The organism is Anaerostipes sp. MSJ-23 (genome assembly GCF_018918155.1).
Lineage (GTDB): Bacteria > Bacillota > Clostridia > Lachnospirales > Lachnospiraceae > Anaerostipes.
Genome location: NZ_JAHLPY010000026.1, coordinates 1 through 15835 on the forward strand (window position 1 = coordinate 1; position 15835 = coordinate 15835).

General features: G+C 35.7%; 16 protein-coding genes and 3 pseudogenes. 17 read left to right on the forward strand and 2 right to left on the reverse strand.

Features of this window, described 5'->3' with window-relative positions:
- The first annotated feature begins 166 nt into the window (after positions 1–166).
- From KQI71_RS12025 to KQI71_RS12080, 13 genes and pseudogenes are all read left to right on the forward strand, one after another.
- Positions 167–403, forward strand: coding sequence for a cupin domain-containing protein (locus KQI71_RS12025; protein WP_216436365.1), 237 nt, complete (start codon positions 167–169; stop codon positions 401–403).
- 174 nt (positions 404–577) lie between these two features.
- A complete protein-coding gene (locus KQI71_RS12030; protein WP_216436366.1) occupies positions 578–1048 on the forward strand; it encodes a helix-turn-helix transcriptional regulator in 471 nt (156 codons plus the stop codon).
- Positions 1049–1332: 284 nt separating this feature from the next.
- A pseudogene (locus tag KQI71_RS13045) lies at positions 1333–1643 on the forward strand (MATE family efflux transporter); the annotation flags it as partial.
- A 16-nt stretch (positions 1644–1659) separates the two neighbouring features.
- Positions 1660–2249: pseudogene (locus KQI71_RS12040) on the forward strand (AAA family ATPase).
- Between the two features lie 133 nt (positions 2250–2382).
- The gene (locus KQI71_RS12045; protein WP_216436367.1) at positions 2383–2649 is read left to right on the forward strand and encodes a hypothetical protein; all 267 of its coding nucleotides are present in this window, start codon (positions 2383–2385) and stop codon (positions 2647–2649) included.
- A 137-nt stretch (positions 2650–2786) separates the two neighbouring features.
- Positions 2787–4550 carry a glycogen/starch synthase gene (locus KQI71_RS12050; protein WP_216436368.1) on the forward strand — a complete coding sequence of 588 codons (1764 nt, stop codon included), beginning with the start codon at positions 2787–2789 and terminating at the stop codon, positions 4548–4550.
- Between the two features lie 156 nt (positions 4551–4706).
- On the forward strand, positions 4707–5495 hold the full coding sequence (locus tag KQI71_RS12055) for a class I SAM-dependent methyltransferase (protein ID WP_216436369.1): 789 nt from the start codon (positions 4707–4709) through the stop codon (positions 5493–5495).
- Between the two features lie 96 nt (positions 5496–5591).
- Positions 5592–5834 carry a hypothetical protein gene (locus KQI71_RS12935; RefSeq protein ID WP_330655412.1) on the forward strand — a complete coding sequence of 81 codons (243 nt, stop codon included), beginning with the start codon at positions 5592–5594 and terminating at the stop codon, positions 5832–5834.
- 30 nt (positions 5835–5864) lie between these two features.
- Positions 5865–6521 (forward strand): acyl-CoA thioester hydrolase/BAAT C-terminal domain-containing protein, encoded by a 657-nt coding sequence (locus KQI71_RS12060; protein ID WP_330655413.1) that lies wholly within the window; start codon positions 5865–5867, stop codon positions 6519–6521.
- A 13-nt stretch (positions 6522–6534) separates the two neighbouring features.
- Complete coding sequence (locus tag KQI71_RS12065; protein ID WP_216436370.1) at positions 6535–6912, forward strand: PF20097 family protein; 378 nt, start codon at positions 6535–6537, stop codon at positions 6910–6912.
- 637 nt (positions 6913–7549) lie between these two features.
- Entirely contained in the window at positions 7550–8917 is a 1368-nt protein-coding gene (locus KQI71_RS12070; RefSeq protein WP_216436371.1) for an MATE family efflux transporter, read from the forward strand.
- A gap of 13 nt (positions 8918–8930) precedes the next feature.
- Positions 8931–9515 carry a cytidylate kinase-like family protein gene (locus KQI71_RS12075; protein ID WP_216436372.1) on the forward strand — a complete coding sequence of 195 codons (585 nt, stop codon included), beginning with the start codon at positions 8931–8933 and terminating at the stop codon, positions 9513–9515.
- Positions 9516–9863: 348 nt separating this feature from the next.
- Positions 9864–10397, forward strand: coding sequence for a hypothetical protein (locus KQI71_RS12080; protein WP_216436373.1), 534 nt, complete (start codon positions 9864–9866; stop codon positions 10395–10397).
- A 424-nt stretch (positions 10398–10821) separates the two neighbouring features.
- Here KQI71_RS12080 and KQI71_RS12085 read toward each other — a convergent pair whose 3' ends face one another.
- A complete protein-coding gene (locus tag KQI71_RS12085; protein WP_216436374.1) occupies positions 10822–12366 on the reverse strand; it encodes an alpha-amylase family glycosyl hydrolase in 1545 nt (514 codons plus the stop codon).
- Between the two features lie 209 nt (positions 12367–12575).
- Here KQI71_RS12085 and KQI71_RS12090 point away from each other — a divergent pair, with 209 nt between their 5' ends.
- Positions 12576–13484 (forward strand): hypothetical protein, encoded by a 909-nt coding sequence (locus KQI71_RS12090; RefSeq protein WP_216436375.1) that lies wholly within the window; start codon positions 12576–12578, stop codon positions 13482–13484.
- Positions 13485–13808: 324 nt separating this feature from the next.
- Here the strand turns inward: KQI71_RS12090 and KQI71_RS12095 are convergent, their stop codons facing one another.
- Entirely contained in the window at positions 13809–14114 is a 306-nt protein-coding gene (locus tag KQI71_RS12095) for a LysR family transcriptional regulator substrate-binding protein (protein WP_216436376.1), read from the reverse strand.
- A 69-nt stretch (positions 14115–14183) separates the two neighbouring features.
- On the opposite strand from KQI71_RS12095, the gene KQI71_RS12100 reads away from it, so the two are divergent.
- The 3 genes and pseudogenes from KQI71_RS12100 to KQI71_RS12105 all read left to right on the forward strand — a co-directional run.
- The gene (locus tag KQI71_RS12100; RefSeq protein ID WP_253288096.1) at positions 14184–15239 is read left to right on the forward strand and encodes an MATE family efflux transporter; all 1056 of its coding nucleotides are present in this window, start codon (positions 14184–14186) and stop codon (positions 15237–15239) included.
- 42 nt (positions 15240–15281) lie between these two features.
- The gene (locus tag KQI71_RS12645; RefSeq protein WP_253288098.1) at positions 15282–15473 is read left to right on the forward strand and encodes a hypothetical protein; all 192 of its coding nucleotides are present in this window, start codon (positions 15282–15284) and stop codon (positions 15471–15473) included.
- Between the two features lie 124 nt (positions 15474–15597).
- Positions 15598–15835, forward strand: a pseudogene (locus KQI71_RS12105) (IS1182 family transposase); the annotation flags it as partial.

Sequence of the window (15835 nt, forward strand, 5' to 3'; positions counted from 1 at the left end):
CGTACAATCTTCTTTTTGAATTCTGGTTCATAGTGTTTACTCATTTGTAACATACCTCGTTTCCTCCTAAGATTATATCTTATTAGGTCGAGGTGTTACAACTATGTTATATCACAACAGTCAATATCCTACAATAATTAATAACAATCCTGCGAGGTGAAGATATATGATATCTGTTGACTTAAAAGATGACCGCTCAGAAATCGTACACTATGATTTTGACGAATACCCCATTTATATTCGAAAATCAATGCTTTCATCCTACCATAACTTTGAGGCACCACCACATTGGCATGATGATATAGAATTGATAACTGTTTTGCAAGGCAAAATGGAATATAATGTGAATGGTGAAATCGTTACCATACAACAAGACGAAGGAATATTTATCAATTCAAGGTAGCTTCATTATGGCTTCTCAAAAACAAAAGAAGAATGTGAGTTTATTTGCATTCTCATACATCCCATGATGCTTTGTTCCACGCAGGATCTGGAACAAAAGTATGTAATTCCGTTGCTGAGAAATGAAAATATATCATATATAAAATTATCCAAAGATCTACAGTGGCAAAAAGATATGTTAGAACTGATTCAGAGTATGTATCGAGAAAAAGAAGATACAACGGCACCATTAATAATTTTGTCTTCGTTTTATAAAATCTGGTCTCTTATTTACAAAAATTCAGAAACAACGCTTCCATCGAAGAAACAAAACAGCGATTTTACGCTTCTTAAAAATATGATCGGATATATTCAAAAATTTTATAAAAAGAAAATAACGCTTACTGATATTGCAAAGGCAGGGATGGTTGGTCAAAGTAAATGTTGTAAATTGTTTGATCAGTATATCGGTGTGACACCGAACACATATTTAATCCGATATAGGCTACATCAAAGTACCTGGTATTTGAAAAATACAGATATGACGATAACCGAAATTGCGCAGATAGTTGGATTTTCAGGAAGCAGCTATTATGCAGAAGCTTTTCGGAAGTGGTTTGATAAAAGGCTATCTGAATATAGGAAGAAAGAACGAAAAAGCCTTTAACTTTTTAAAAAAATCAAAATATAATTAAAAAGTGTGTAGCTAATCAACATAAGTCCAGCTTATTCTGATTAACTACCACTTTTTTTATTTTAAATGATCTTATCGATGGCATTTTATATTGTAGATAGTGTCTTTGTAGGTAACATGAGAGCAGGAAGTGGGCAGTCCTAAATGACTTAACGCTGGTATTCTCAGTTCAGATGTTGATGGTTGCGGTAGGAATTGGAACCGGAGTAGGAACAAATACACTTTTTGCAAGGACAACTCGGACAGGGAAATCATAATTTAATGCAGGAAATTCCAGAGAATACTTTATCGGAGCAATGAGAATTATCTCAATCAGTTTTATTTTCGCAGGAATCAATGTAGTATATCAGGCATTAGATGAAGGTATGGAATCATTGATTATTTCGTTGCTTGGATAGCTTGTGATCATTTTACCACTGGCAGGAATTTTTTCAGTCTAAGAAATGATCAGGCAGGAGTATCTTTGATCTGGTGGGCATTCCCAATTACAGAACTTGCAGCATGTCTGATCGGATTTGTCTTTTTAAAGAAGATCCGAAAAACAAAAGTGGATCGGTTAACACATTAAGAAGCAGAAAGAAATTATGGCGAAAAGAATCATTACAATCAGCAGAAAATTTGGAAGTGGTGGTTGTTTTAGCGGAGAAGAAGTTGCAAAACAGCTTGGAATTTCCTATTACAGTGAAAATATCATAGATCAGATCGCACAGCAATCCGGATTATCACCAGAATATATCAAAGAAAATGCAGAATTATTTTCGAAAAAAGGATTCTTTGCATATGCATTTTCAGGTCGTGATATAACTGGAAAATCCGTGGATGATATGCTGTATGGGGCATAGAGAAAGGTGATATTGGAAATTGCAGAAAAAGAACCATGTGTTATGATTGGAAGAAATGCTGATTTTATATTAAAGGATAGAAAAGATGTGTTAAATGTGTTTATACATGGAGATATGCCGGAGAAGGTCAAACGTATTTGCAAGTTATATGATGTTACGGAAGATGGGGCAGTAAAACTTATAAAAGATACAGATAAAAGGCGAAGGACAAATTACAGTTTTTATACGAAACAAAAATGGGGGATGGCTAGGAAACATTGTCGTTAAACAGCTCACAGTTAGGGGATGCAAGGTGCGAGAAGATGATCATGGATTGTGTGGATATTTGTTAGATTGCAGAAATCAATATCAATGTGTGAGATTTGTGATATAATATAAACAATAAAATAAACAAAGAAATTTTTCACAAGAGGGTTGCAAAAGTCCAGTTAAGTAAAATTGGAACTTGCAAGAAGGGAGGAAAGTATGCTTACAATATTTAATTCAGAAAGCTTATGGATCGGAACAGACATGGTGCAATTTAACGTGATCAGAGATGCTCTGGACAAAGAAAAAATCAAGTACAAATATAAAACATATAATCATCTGGGAGAATGGGCAGGGGCTGGAACACTTCGAGGGAACTTTGGAAGTGCAGGTAATCCTGTGGGACAGTCTGTACAGTATGAAATTTTTGTAGACAGGAAAGAATTAGAAAAAGCACAGGCAGTCATGTGGAAACAGCCTAGATAATAAAAAAGAATTTATTCTTGAAAAGGTACTGTATATGATTAAAGTGATATACAGTGCCATTATTTTTGTGATATAATAAACATATCATTAAAATTCATTGCAGACCGCATGACTTATGTTGCAGATTGGAGGCAAATATGAGCAGAAAAACCAGAACAAGAAGCAAGACAAAAACTAATACAAAAAACAGAACGAAAAAAGCGGCTGCTTCTACAGTAAAAAATACGGATAAAGAAGTGACTGTAGTTCCAACAGTAGAAAGTACAGAAACGAAAAAGGCGGCGGCCATAACAGTAGAAAATACAAAAACAAAAAAGAAGGCGGCTTTGAAAACAGAAACTGCAATAACAAAAGAAGCGGTTGCTCAACCAGAACAAAAAGAAGAAATCAAAAAAGAAACACCGGTTGAAGAAAATCATGTAATTGAACAGCCTGATCTTGGTCCACGGAGAAGTGTTGCATTCATTGGCTCAGAATGTTATCCATTTGTGAAAACAGGTGGACTGGGAGATGTCATGTCTGCACTGCCAAAGAGTCTGGCAAAATTAAATGTCGATGTGAAAGTGATCATTCCAAGATACAAATGTATTCCTTGGGAATATCAAGAAAAGATGGAATATAAAGGATCTTTCTATATGGATCTTTGCTCTGATGGAAGACAATACTATGTCGGTATTATGGAATATCAAGAAGACGGTGTTGTTTATGATTTCATCGATAATGATGAATTCTTCTCCTGGGGTAATCCATATACGAATCTCATAGACGATATTCCAAAGTTCTGTTATTTTTCCAAGACTGCTCTTGCTGCACTGAATTATCTGGATTGGGTTCCGGATGTAGTACATTGCCATGATTGGCAGGCAGCTTTAGTACCACTTTACCTAAGAACATTCTTTAAAGATACGAATGTAGGACGTGCAAGTGCAGTACTTACCATACATAACCTAAAATTTCAAGGTATCTATGATAGAAAAATGATTCAATACTGGTCAGGTCTTCCTGATTATGTATTTAATAAGGACTGCCTGATTCAGAACTGGCTGGATGCTAACATGTTAAAAGGTGGTATCACTTACTGTAATAGACTTACAACGGTAAGTAATACTTATGCTGGAGAGATTCAGACAGAGGAATATGGAGAAGGTCTTGCAGAACATTTAAGATATCATCAAAATAAGATCAGAGGAATTGTAAATGGCATCGACGTTAATATTTGGAATCCATCCACAGACAAACTGTTAAAAGCTAATTACGATGCAAAAACAGCGATAGAAAATAAGAAGATTAATAAAAAAGCACTGCAGGAATCTTTGGGCTTAGAAGTAGATGAACATAAGATGGTAATCGGACTTATTTCCCGTCTTACAAACCAAAAAGGTCTGGATCTGGTAAATGACGTAATCCCAGGTGTTATGGACGGAAATACACAGGTGATTGTCCTGGGTACTGGTGACTCTTGGTATGAAGACGCATTTTGCTCTTACGAGAATCAATATAAAGGTAGTTTCTGTGCTTATATTGCTTACAATGAAAATGTGGCTCACAACATTTATTCAGGATGTGATGCACTTTTAGTACCATCAAGATTTGAACCTTGTGGACTTACACAGTTGATTGCCATGAGATATGGTGCGATCCCAATCGTCAGGGAAACAGGTGGACTTAGAGATACGGTTCAGCCATATAACATGTTTGATAATACAGGAAATGGTTTTACATTTGATAGATATGAAAGCGGACTCCTTTATGATACGATCAATAGAGCAAAGACATGCTATTTTGAGAACAGAGAAAACTGGGATGATATGGTGATTCGCGATATGGACAAAGATGTTTCCTGGGAAACAAGTGCAAAACAGTACAAAGATATGTATGTAGAGCTAACACCAAGATATTAAAGTTATATGTAATAAAAAAGATGCCGTCATATTTATGATTTATGAAATTATTCATTTGACGGCTCTTTTTGAAGATTTGGTGTGTTTTGGGGAGGAAAATTATTATTATAATGTATATGATGGTTAGTATATACTAACATAAGAGAAGGGAAAAACATGAAGGAAAAAACAAATTATGGAAACTGGGTACCTGAAAAGGCTCTGTATATGCTGTTTGGGGTTGCAGTCATTTTTGGTGTCATTGCTGTGGCTGTACAAGTGATATTAATGGAACCCTTGATTGAGATTGCAGCAGGAATTATCTGCATACTGACATTTGCTATGGCCGTTTATATGCTGATTTGCCATGAAACATTTGCATTTGGAAAAGGGAATATGATGGCAGGGGTACATGAACATCTGGTAGATCATCTTGATTGGGATGGTGAAGGTAAACTACTTGATATCGGATGTGGAGCGGCAGCACTTACCGTTCGTTGTGCAAATGCTTTTCCAAAGGCACAGATCACTGCGATGGACTACTGGGGAGCTGAGTGGAACTATGCAAAAGAACAGTGTGAGAAAAATGCCAAGATTGAAGGTGTTGCAGACCGTATATCTTTTCAAAAAGGAGATGCAGCAAAAATGGATTTTCCTGATGAAGCATTTGATGCGACAGTAAGTAATTTTGTGTTTCATGAAGTACGCACGGCAAAAGATAAACGAGATGTTGTAAAAGAAGCACTCAGGGTAGTAAAAAAAGGTGGAGTATTTTCTTTTCAGGATATGTTTTCACAGAAAACATTATATGGGGATATGAATGAGTTTGTCGACATATTAAGAGCAGAAGGCGTTTCGGAAGTGCATTACATAGGTAATCTGGAAAAGAAATTGGATTTTATTCCAAGATTTGTAACAACACCGTGGATGATAAGTGGAATGGGAATCATTTATGGGAAAAAATAGATAGCAAACAGAAATTTATGGTAAAATATAAGTAATCAATTGGAAGTTTAAAAGGTATTTTGACATGCCACAAATAAAGGTACTGGAGGGAAATCTATGAAAAAGCAGTTTTTTGAAACCGAAAAAGATGGTTTCTACGGAACTTATTATAAAAATCCCAGAGGTTCAGATTGTGCAGTCATTGGATTATTTGGAGATGATCCCAATGATTTTATGGCAAAGTGTGGTGCAAAATGGTTACATAAAAATGGTGTGAATACTCTTTGTATGTCTCCCGGAAAGAAAAATTACAGTCATGTAAATTATCTGTTAGAAAGAATTGAGACAGCGGTTAAATAGCTGAAAAACAATGGAAATCGTAAAATTGGGATTATGGGAATGAGTACGGCTGGTATGGATGCTCTTGTTGCGGCTTCTTTTTTCACAGATATTACATTGACCTTTGGACTTACACCAAGTGATTTTGTATGGCAGGGATTTGAACAGGGGAAAAAAGATGGATGTAAGGAATGGCCGGTTCCAGGCGCTTCCACTCTTTCCTGGAAGGAAAGGCCTCTTGCTTATATGCCGTTTGTGTATGAACATCCGGTATACTGGAAGAAAGTTGAAGAAGAGACAAAGGGTTCTGGCGATATTGAACGCAGTACCTGCTTGTTTATTGATTCTGAAAAAGCAAGAGAACATACGGAAGAGGAAATGATTAAGGTTGAGAATATAAAAGGGAGACTGTTTCTTGTAGGTGCAGATGATGATTCCTTCTGGGAAGCAGGAAAATATATTCGCCGTATGGACAAACGCTTAAAGGAACGTCCTCATACATGCCAATATGTACCACTTGTCTATGAACATGGAACTCATTTTGTGCTGCCGGAATCATTGCTTCGTATGGCACTGCCTATAGGACTTAAATTTGTGATGAGATTTATCTTCAGAGCTGCTAAAGAATATCCAGATGAATGTGAGGCAACCAGGAAAGATATTGATAAAAGGCTTTCAGCTGCATTAAAAGAATGGAGGGAAGAATGATAGGAGTTATCATATGGTCGGGTCGATCGAAGGTTGTATTTTGATTGGTATTGGAATCAGTAGTTTCTGCTCAAAGAAGGCAATCAGTTTTTTGGCAAATACGAATCCTTTCCAAGTGAGAGATATAAAGGCTTATAACCATGCAACAGATAAATTATTTATAAAGCAAAATTTAAAGGAGGGAATGAGGATGAATTGTCCATATTGTAAGAAAGAAATGGAGAAGGGATATATCCAATCAAAACATGGTTTTGGATGGAATAGGAAAAAGAGAATGGTAGCAGTTCTTTCTGGGTGGTTTGCAGATCAACCTTTAGAATATGAAACGGTTGCTTATCGATGTCAGGATTGTAAAAAGATTATTATTGATTATGAGAAAGAGGAAGAATAGTTAACGATTTTTATAAGAGTGTTGCATTTTCCAGACAAATTTTAACTCAGAAAGTTTATGGATTGGAATAGATATGATGCAATTTAATGTAATTAGAGATGCTCTGGATAGAGAAAGGGTCAAGTACAAATATAAAACATACAATCATTTGGGAAGATGGACAAGAAGAGAAACACTTCGTGGGAATTTTGGAAGTGCAGGTAATCCCATGGGACAGTCCATATAGTATGAAATCTTTGTTGAAAGGAAAGAACTGGAAAAAGCCCAGGCAGTGATTGGGAAATTGCCTAGATCTAGATAACGCAGATTAAAGATATGATTATGAAAAAGCCCAGTAAAATGGGTTTTTTAAGTTCATTTTTTATTATTTATATGAAAGTGTGAGAAAAAATAGTGAGCAATGATAGTTAAGTTTCTGCCTTCTTGTATTAAATATTTTATTTGACTTTTTTGAAAAACAGAAATATAATAATAGGCAAACGAGTAGCAAACTAGCGTAAATCCAGTTTTGTTGCTCGTTTTTTTATTTTATAAAATAAATATAGATGCCATTAAAAAGTGTGTAGCTAATCAGCGTAAGTCCAGCTTATCTGACAGCTCACACTTTTTTTATGAAAAGAAGGAGGATGAAACTAAGATGGCAGAAAGTAACAAGATGAAAGATATCCCAGTCAATAAGTTGATGATTCAGATGGGAATACCAATGATCTTATCCATGGCATTACAGGCGGTTTACAATATTGTAGACAGTGCCTTTGTAGGAAACATGAGAACAGGGAGTGAAGCAGCATTAAATGCACTGACACTGGTATTTCCGATTCAAATGCTTATGGTCGCAGTAGGAATTGGAACAGGAGTAGGAACGAATGCACTTCTTGCAAGGACACTTGGACAGGGAAACAATAAAAAGGCCGCAAAAGTTGCAGGAAACAGTTTGTTTTTAGGGGTGATCATTTATGTAGTCTGTTTGATCTTTGGAATTTCTGGAGTAAAGGCATACATCTCTTCACAGACGGTTGATCCGCAGGTTATTTCCATGGGAACAAGTTATTTGAGAATATGCTGCGTGATCTCTTTTGGAATTATTTTCTTTTCGTTATTTGAAAAACTGTTACAGGCAACAGGGCGTTCTCTCTATTCGACAATTGGTCAGGTAGTGGGCGCTGTGGTAAATATTATTCTTGATCCGATCATGATTTATGGGATTGGACCTGTTCCAGAAATGGGAGTACAAGGTGCTGCCTATGCAACAGTCATTGGACAGGCGGCATCGGCAGTGTTGTTATTTATTTTCCATATGAAATTAAATAAAGAATTTGAACATGGAGTGAAATACATGAAACCAAATGCAAGGATTATAAAAGAAATATATGCAATCGGTCTTCCGGCGATCATTGCACAGGCCTTGATGTCCATGATGGTTTATGCAATGAATCTTATTTTGAAATTCAGCCCATCCGCACAGACAGCCTATGGATTGTTCTACAAAGTACAGCAGTTTGTATTATTCCTTGCATTTGGATTGAGAGATGCAATCACGCCAATCATAGCTTTTGCATACGGAATGGGAAGTAAAAAAAGAATCGGGGATGGAATTAAATATGGACTCATATACACAACAGTACTAATGATTTTAGGTATTCTTATTACAGAAATTTTCCCAGATGCATTTGCAACATTGTTTAATTCAGGACAATCAAGAGAATATTTTATTGGAGCGATGAGGATTATCTCGATCAGTTTTATTTTTGCTGGAATTAACGTGGCATATCAGGGAATCTATCAGGCATTGGACGGTGGTATTGAGTCACTTGTAATCTCACTTCTCAGACAGCTTGTGATCATCTTACCATTGGCAGGAATTTTTTCAATTTTTGCAAGAAATGGTCAGATGGGTGTTTCACTGATCTGGTGGGCATTTCCGATAACGGAGCTCGTTGCATGTATGGCAGGCTATGCATTTTTAAAGAAAATAAAAAAGAATAAAGTAGAAAATCTAAATTAAGGGGGAATGGGCAATGACAAAAAGAATTATTACAATCAGTAGAGAGTTTGGAAGCGGTGGACGTTTTATTGGCGAAGAAGTAGCAAAGAAACTAGGAATTACCTATTATAACGAAGATATTATCAGTCAGATTGCTGAGAAATCTGGACTATCACCAGAGTATATTCAGAAAAATGCGGAATTATCGCCAAAGAAAGGATTATTTGCATACGCTTTTTCAGGGAGAGATATCACAGGAAAATCAGTAGAAGATATGGTATATGAAGCTCAGAGAAAGGTAATTTTGAAAATTGCAGAAAAAGAGAGCTGTGTGATCATAGGAAGAAATGCAGACTTTATTTTGAAAGACAGAGATGATGTACTAAATGTATTTATACATGGAGATATCAAAGAAAAAATACAGCGTATATGCAGTCTGTACCATGTCACAGAGAATGGTGCAGTAAAAATGATGGCAGATATAGATAAGCGCCGTATGACCAATTATAATTTCTATACAGAACAGAAATGGGGAATGGCACGGAATTATACACTAACTTTAAACAGTTCACAATTGGGATATGAAAGATGTGAAAAGATGATAATGGACTGCTGCTAAAGATTCTTGCATCATTATATAGTGAAATCTGAAGATATTAGATATGTATCTTAAGTAAATCAGAGATTGGAATGTCTTTATTCTATAAACACGAACTTTTATAAATTAGCTTTATTTATGGTATAATGAAGCAGATGAAAGTCAGTTTGTGTAAAAATAGATGAAGAGAAAAATTTGATAAAAATATAGTAACTATGCGACTTTCAGTCGCTAACACGACGAAGTCGTGAATAATTCAGGATAATGTTTATAACGTTAAATATGGGCAATGCATATATACATTACTATCAGATACTTATTCCAAGTATATTGGCAGCATTTTGGATATGGTGGGTATATCTGGAAGATATGAATGATATTAGAAAAAGAATGTCTATTTTTTTGAGTGTAGCGATTATTTTTAATTTAGTTTATTTTGTTCCATATTCTGGAAGGATTGTCGCTGCAGTAGGATTAAATGCGCAGAAAAGAGCGAAAACTTCATTTGGGAAAATAGCAGAAAAAATAGAAAGACTTGATTCCTATGGAAGAGGAACTTATGGTTATAAAGCACAGTTGCAGGTGAAGGATATTTTAGAAAAAATTCCGAAAGAGGAACGAAAGAGTGTATATAATTATGAAACGAACTCACAGTGGCTATTGTTGTCTGGATTGAAGCCATATAACAAATATTGTATTACAGCAGATCTTTTTTCTGGTCTGTCAGATCACATTGCAAAAGATATAGAAAATATGTTTGAAGATCATAAACCAAAATACATTGTAACAAATTCTGATGTAAAAATAGAAAACCAATTTGTAAAAGCATGTATAAAAAATGATTATATAAATATTTACAAGAATGAGATATATACCTTGTATCAACTGAAAAGTCCAGATTGAGGTTTCAGGTTCAATTAAAAATTTTTTGTTATCTATTGGTATTTGTAATCGCAAAAAAACAAAAGAATTTGTACAGATCACACAACTAAAGGCAGGTCACAAGACAAAAATAGAAGCTGACTGCTGTGAGGGATGCAGAGTCGTAGAGTTTGAGTATTAATCTTTGGAAATAAAATTTATTCGATATGCACTTGGAGAAAATCTAATTTTTTAAGTGTCTGTAATGCAGGCAAATGTTCTTAATTCGAAATATGGGAAAAGTTTCTTGCCCAATAATTAGGCCAACGATTTCATTGGAATTAAAGAATAATCATATGTATTTTTTTGCTGGATTTGAGAAAAATGGCAGATAGGAGAATTAACTCCCAGAGAAAACTTTTTATTTAGAAGGCTTTCTCTGGGAGATTCATTTTTTGCGATATTTTTAAATTCGATAAAATCCAACAGACTGTCCTGGAATGGTTACAATCTGATTTTCAGCATTGGCTTCACCACCAAAACTGTAGATTGTTTCTTTAAAAGTGCAATTATAATCAAAGCTTTGTGCCTGCGCAGATGGATTAATGACCACTAGGATTTTTTCATTTTCTGATTCACGAAGATAAGCCAGTGGATATTGATCTTTCTTGGCATAGACAAATTCAATGGTTCCGCGGCTCTTTAAGGACTCATGGCTCTGACGTATTTGGATCAGTTTTTTGATTTCATGGTACAGGGAGTCTGGATTTTCTATGGAAGCTTTTGCAGTTGGACGGTTTTTGTTTGGATCCATAGGTATGTAAAGATCATTTGATGGAGCCGTGGAAAATCCGGCATTCGTGCTGTCATCCCATTGCATTGGAGAGCGGGAGCCTGTACGATTGTAACCTCCTTCTACAGATTTCAGACCTTCTACATAGCGCATACCAATTTCGTCTCCATAATAAATAAATGGTGCACCTGGCATGGAAAGCAGGAAAGCAAAAGCAATTTTTAACTCATCGCATTGCAGACGGCGGGAAAGACGGTCCATATCGTGATTTCCGGATGGAATACAGATCAGTCCTTTTCTTGCTGTTTTCTCATAGTTTTTCTTATAAGTTTCGACAAATGCAGAAATATCACCTTTTCCACGTTTAGAGAAAAATGGTTCATCACAGCGGAATAGATCGTTGTAATGAGATGGTCCGAAATGAAGCAGAAAATCCATGTGGAATCCACCTAATAAAGATTTATCTGGTTCACCCCACTCGGACACCATTGCTGCATCCGGGAATTCTGCATCCAGGAATTTTCTTACCTGTTGCCATAGACGAATCGTTCCTTTCCCTTCAGGATCATTTTTTACCAGAGAACCAGCCATGTCAACACGGAAACCATCACAGCCCATATTCAACCAGAATCTCATTACATCTTCCATTGCGGCAAGTGTTGCCTGAGGCCCCTTATCATCAAATGATTGTTGCCATGGCTTTTCAGGATCTGGTTGATAGAAGCCATAGTTTAATGCAGGCTGGTGAGAAAAGAAGTTGATAGCGCATGAGCCGTCACGATCAGAAATTCCACGTAGACTTGCCATTCCTTCTGGTGACTCCCAAATACTATTAGTCCAAATATAACGATCAGTAAATTCATTTTTTTCTGCTTTCATAGATTCTTTAAACCATGAATGTTCTACAGATGTATGTCCAGGAACTAAATCAAGCAAAACGTGCATGTTACGTTTATGTGCTTCTTCAAAAACTTGTTTTAGATCTTCATTTGTTCCATATCGAGGCGCTACGCGGCAATAGTCTGCAACATCATATCCAGCATCACCGAATGGAGAAAGAAAACACGGGTTGATCCAGATTGCATTACACCCTAGTTCTTTAATGTAATCAAGTTTCTCGATAATTCCATGAAAATCTCCGATTCCATCCGCATTAGTATCGTTAAAAGATTGCGGATAAATTTCATAAAATATAGCATTGTCTAGCCATTTTGACATTTTGATCTCTCCCTTTTATTTTAATTTAAACTTTTCATAGTTGTAGCTTACAACCATTTCTGGAAAAAGTCTATAAGAAAAATAAATAATACAGAGTTGTTAATTTTATGGTATGATACAAATATAATTTACAATGATAAGTAATTTTCTATTGAGAGAGTCAACAAATTATTAAACGAAAAAGAATAGGTAGAAAGTGTATTATATATATGAAACAATTGGATACGAAAGCATATTATCATCTTCCAGGTTTGTTTGAATTTTATGAACTGTACCGTGTATTTTTACCATTATATAGGCAACACAGAGAATATTTTTACGAATGGTGTGAAATCAGTTCCATCTATGGTTCTCCAGCAGATTGTATCTGGGGAGGAGGTCGTGTAGGTTTTGGATATGATAATTCGGAAGAAGTTTTAAAACTTATGCAGGAATACGAAATTTCAGCACGACTGACGTTTAGCAATAGTTTACTTAAGAAAGAACATCTCACAGATAAGAAATGTAATGAATTATGTAAACTTTTTGGAAAAACTGGTGAGAAAAGAAATGGTGTAATTGTTCATTCTGATTTATTACTTGAATATTTGAAAAGTAATTATCCAGAACTATATTTTGTGTCTTCCACAACGAAAGTTTTAACAGATTTTCAAGAATTTCAAAATGAAGTAAAAAACAAAGACTTTCTTTATGTCGTACCAGATTTTCGCTTGAATAAAGCTTTTGAAAAGTTAAATACACTTTCAAAAAAAGAAAAAGACAAAGTAGAATTTTTATGTAATGAATGTTGCTGGTTTGGATGCAAGGACAGAAAACAATGTTATGAAATAGTCAGCCGTAAAAATCTGGGAGAAAATATTCCAGAGCATATTTGTCATGCACCAGATGCAGATCATGGATATCGTTTTTCAAAAGCAATGGCGAATTCAGCATTTATTGGCATTGATGACATTAAGAATATATATTTGCCAATGGGATTTTCAAATTTTAAGATTGAGGGACGAGGACTTGGAAGTGCATTGGTTTTGGAAATGCTACTATATTATATGGTAAAACCTGAGTATCAGATACATATCAGGGAAGAAGTATATCTAGATAATATGTTGGATTTATTTTAAAAAACAACATGGATCTTAGGATATTTTTTCAATTTATTTTTTAAAACCTGAAATAAGACTTTTTCAAAACGGATCTCTCGATTAACTTTTTTTACATAATAGATCATGCGGTCAGAAGGTGCATGGTCTATTGTGTGTGTTGAAACATAAGAGAGTTTACTGATAGGATCAGCAACAGAAAATGGAGCGATAGCCCAGGTGTTTTTCCACGAAAGAAAATCTTCTAATAAATTCATCTGATCAGTAAAAGCGCGATATAAAGCAGCAGCACCGAACCAGTGGTCATGCCATGACTGATATTTTGGATTCCACGGAAGAAAAATCTCATTGTAAGGATTCAAAGATTCTGGAGAGACAATATTGGGATAAGCAACGCTTATTTGTTAAAAGAACCATTGGTTCTTGAAAGAGAGGAATGGTTTCAAGATTTGGATAATAGCGGGTATTAGATATTAAGGCCAGATCAACGATTCCATCTGCGACATAATCATAAGCTTCGGAAAAATGGCAATGTCGAAAACAAATTTGAATCTTATCGAGTCCATGGGAGAGATTTCGAAATACTTCAGGCAAAAGATAGCTGGCGACACTATTGATCGCTGATAGCTTTAAAAGTGCGTGGTGATTCATTTCTTTGATTTCTAAGGCTTCCTGCCAACGGTTTGTAACAGACAGGAAATGTTGAGGAAGAGGATAAGAATGAACAGCACAAAAGATTTACTGCGTGGGAAAATAACAGTACAATTAATTTCATTAATACTGCCGTTGATCATAGGAAATATACTGCAGCAGTTTTATAATACCATTGATTCAATGATCGTAGGAAGATATGTTGGAAATACTGCATTTGCGGCAGTTGGAGTTGCGGGCAGTGTGATGAATTTGTTTATTTTTATGTTAAATGGCGGATGTAATGGAATCTCAATTATTTTTGCACAGTTATACGGACAGAAAAAATGGGAAAGACTTCGAAGGGAAAGTTTCTTGTTGGCAGGGATGCCGATTACATTTTTTTATAATTGCTGTGCAGCAATGTTGCAGGCAGCAGGAGATACAAAAACACCATTGTATACTTTGCTTATTGCGATGGCCTTAAATACAGTGCTTGATCTTGTATTTGCAGCAGAATTTCATATGGGGACTTCAGGGACTGCAATGGCAACGGTAACAGCACAACTTGCAGCATCAGTATCCTGTGTTTGTGTTATGAAAAAGAAACATTCAGAATTTTTCTTTCACAGCAAAGATTTAATCATGGATGAATATCTAATGAAAAAAACAGCAAAGTTTGGTTTGGTATCTGCATTGCACCAATCAAGTCTTTATATTGGAAAACTACTAGTCCAGGGTGCCGTCAATACTGGAGGAACGGATATGATAACAGCTTATACGGCAACGATGCGGATTGAAGGATTTGCAAACTCATTTAGTGATAGTGGAGCAGCTTCGATTTCTGTATTTGTAGCGCAAAATCATGGTGTCGGAGATCAAGAAAGAGTGAGAGCAGGTCTTCGAAAAGGATGGAAGATCATGTTTGCATTGGCAGTGGTATTATCCATTTTGATGATTTTTATAAGGAAAATGGCAGTTCTATGGCTGATGGGAAGCTCATCTAAGAATGTATTAGAAAATGCAGGACAATATATAATTGTCATTTCAATTTTTTATTTTCTTTGCTTTACAGGAAGTACATTTGTCGCATATTTTCGAGGAATCGGAAGAGTCGAAGTACCAGTGATCGGGACGATCTTATAGATTTCAGTCTGTGTTGTGCTGTCGTATGCATGGATCGAAATTATGGGATTAAAAGCAGTTGCACTAGCTACAGGCATCGGATGGACTGTGGTCGTATTTTTATCAGCTTATGACAAGGAAAAATATATGAGTGGAGCGATTGTCAATATGATTTTTGATTTGGTCCTTATATATGGATTGTATATGGGAGTTTCCGGGGTGGCTTTGTCTACTTGTGTTAGCAAAAATGATTAGTATTCTATTTGTGGAATAAAGGCATTGCGGGAAATCAATGCAGTAGAATTTTAAGGTTTTGCAGACGTCAGGATGAATTGTCGTGATAGTCTAAAGTTATGACAAACAAAAAAATTAAGTATTATTGTACAAAAAAGCAACCAAACTTGATGAAAGCTCGTTTGTTTTCGGACGCGGTCATAGAAAAGATATTCGGCAAAAACAATTCGAAAAGTTGCAGGAATACCAGGAGCGTCTGAAAACCTATGCATGTCATATAAAAATTTGTGGCGAAGAAAGAAACAGCTATTCCAAAACGGATCATGACGCTACTTTTATGCGCTTGAAGCGCGATTATATGGGAAACGATCAGCTTCTTCCAG

Coding starts and splice junctions, on each gene's coding strand:
- KQI71_RS12025 (WP_216436365.1), top strand. CDS start 167: ATGATATCTGTTGACTTAAAAGATGACCGCTCAGAAATCGTACACTAT.
- KQI71_RS12030 (WP_216436366.1), top strand. CDS start 578: ATGTTAGAACTGATTCAGAGTATGTATCGAGAAAAAGAAGATACAACG.
- KQI71_RS12045 (WP_216436367.1), top strand. CDS start 2,383: ATGCTTACAATATTTAATTCAGAAAGCTTATGGATCGGAACAGACATG.
- KQI71_RS12050 (WP_216436368.1), top strand. CDS start 2,787: ATGAGCAGAAAAACCAGAACAAGAAGCAAGACAAAAACTAATACAAAA.
- KQI71_RS12055 (WP_216436369.1), top strand. CDS start 4,707: ATGAAGGAAAAAACAAATTATGGAAACTGGGTACCTGAAAAGGCTCTG.
- KQI71_RS12935 (WP_330655412.1), top strand. CDS start 5,592: ATGAAAAAGCAGTTTTTTGAAACCGAAAAAGATGGTTTCTACGGAACT.
- KQI71_RS12065 (WP_216436370.1), top strand. CDS start 6,535: ATGGTCGGGTCGATCGAAGGTTGTATTTTGATTGGTATTGGAATCAGT.
- KQI71_RS12070 (WP_216436371.1), top strand. CDS start 7,550: ATGGCAGAAAGTAACAAGATGAAAGATATCCCAGTCAATAAGTTGATG.
- KQI71_RS12075 (WP_216436372.1), top strand. CDS start 8,931: ATGACAAAAAGAATTATTACAATCAGTAGAGAGTTTGGAAGCGGTGGA.
- KQI71_RS12080 (WP_216436373.1), top strand. CDS start 9,864: ATGAATGATATTAGAAAAAGAATGTCTATTTTTTTGAGTGTAGCGATT.
- KQI71_RS12085 (WP_216436374.1), bottom strand. CDS start 12,366: ATGTCAAAATGGCTAGACAATGCTATATTTTATGAAATTTATCCGCAA.
- KQI71_RS12090 (WP_216436375.1), top strand. CDS start 12,576: ATGAAACAATTGGATACGAAAGCATATTATCATCTTCCAGGTTTGTTT.
- KQI71_RS12095 (WP_216436376.1), bottom strand. CDS start 14,114: ATGAATCACCACGCACTTTTAAAGCTATCAGCGATCAATAGTGTCGCC.
- KQI71_RS12100 (WP_253288096.1), top strand. CDS start 14,184: ATGAACAGCACAAAAGATTTACTGCGTGGGAAAATAACAGTACAATTA.
- KQI71_RS12645 (WP_253288098.1), top strand. CDS start 15,282: ATGGGATTAAAAGCAGTTGCACTAGCTACAGGCATCGGATGGACTGTG.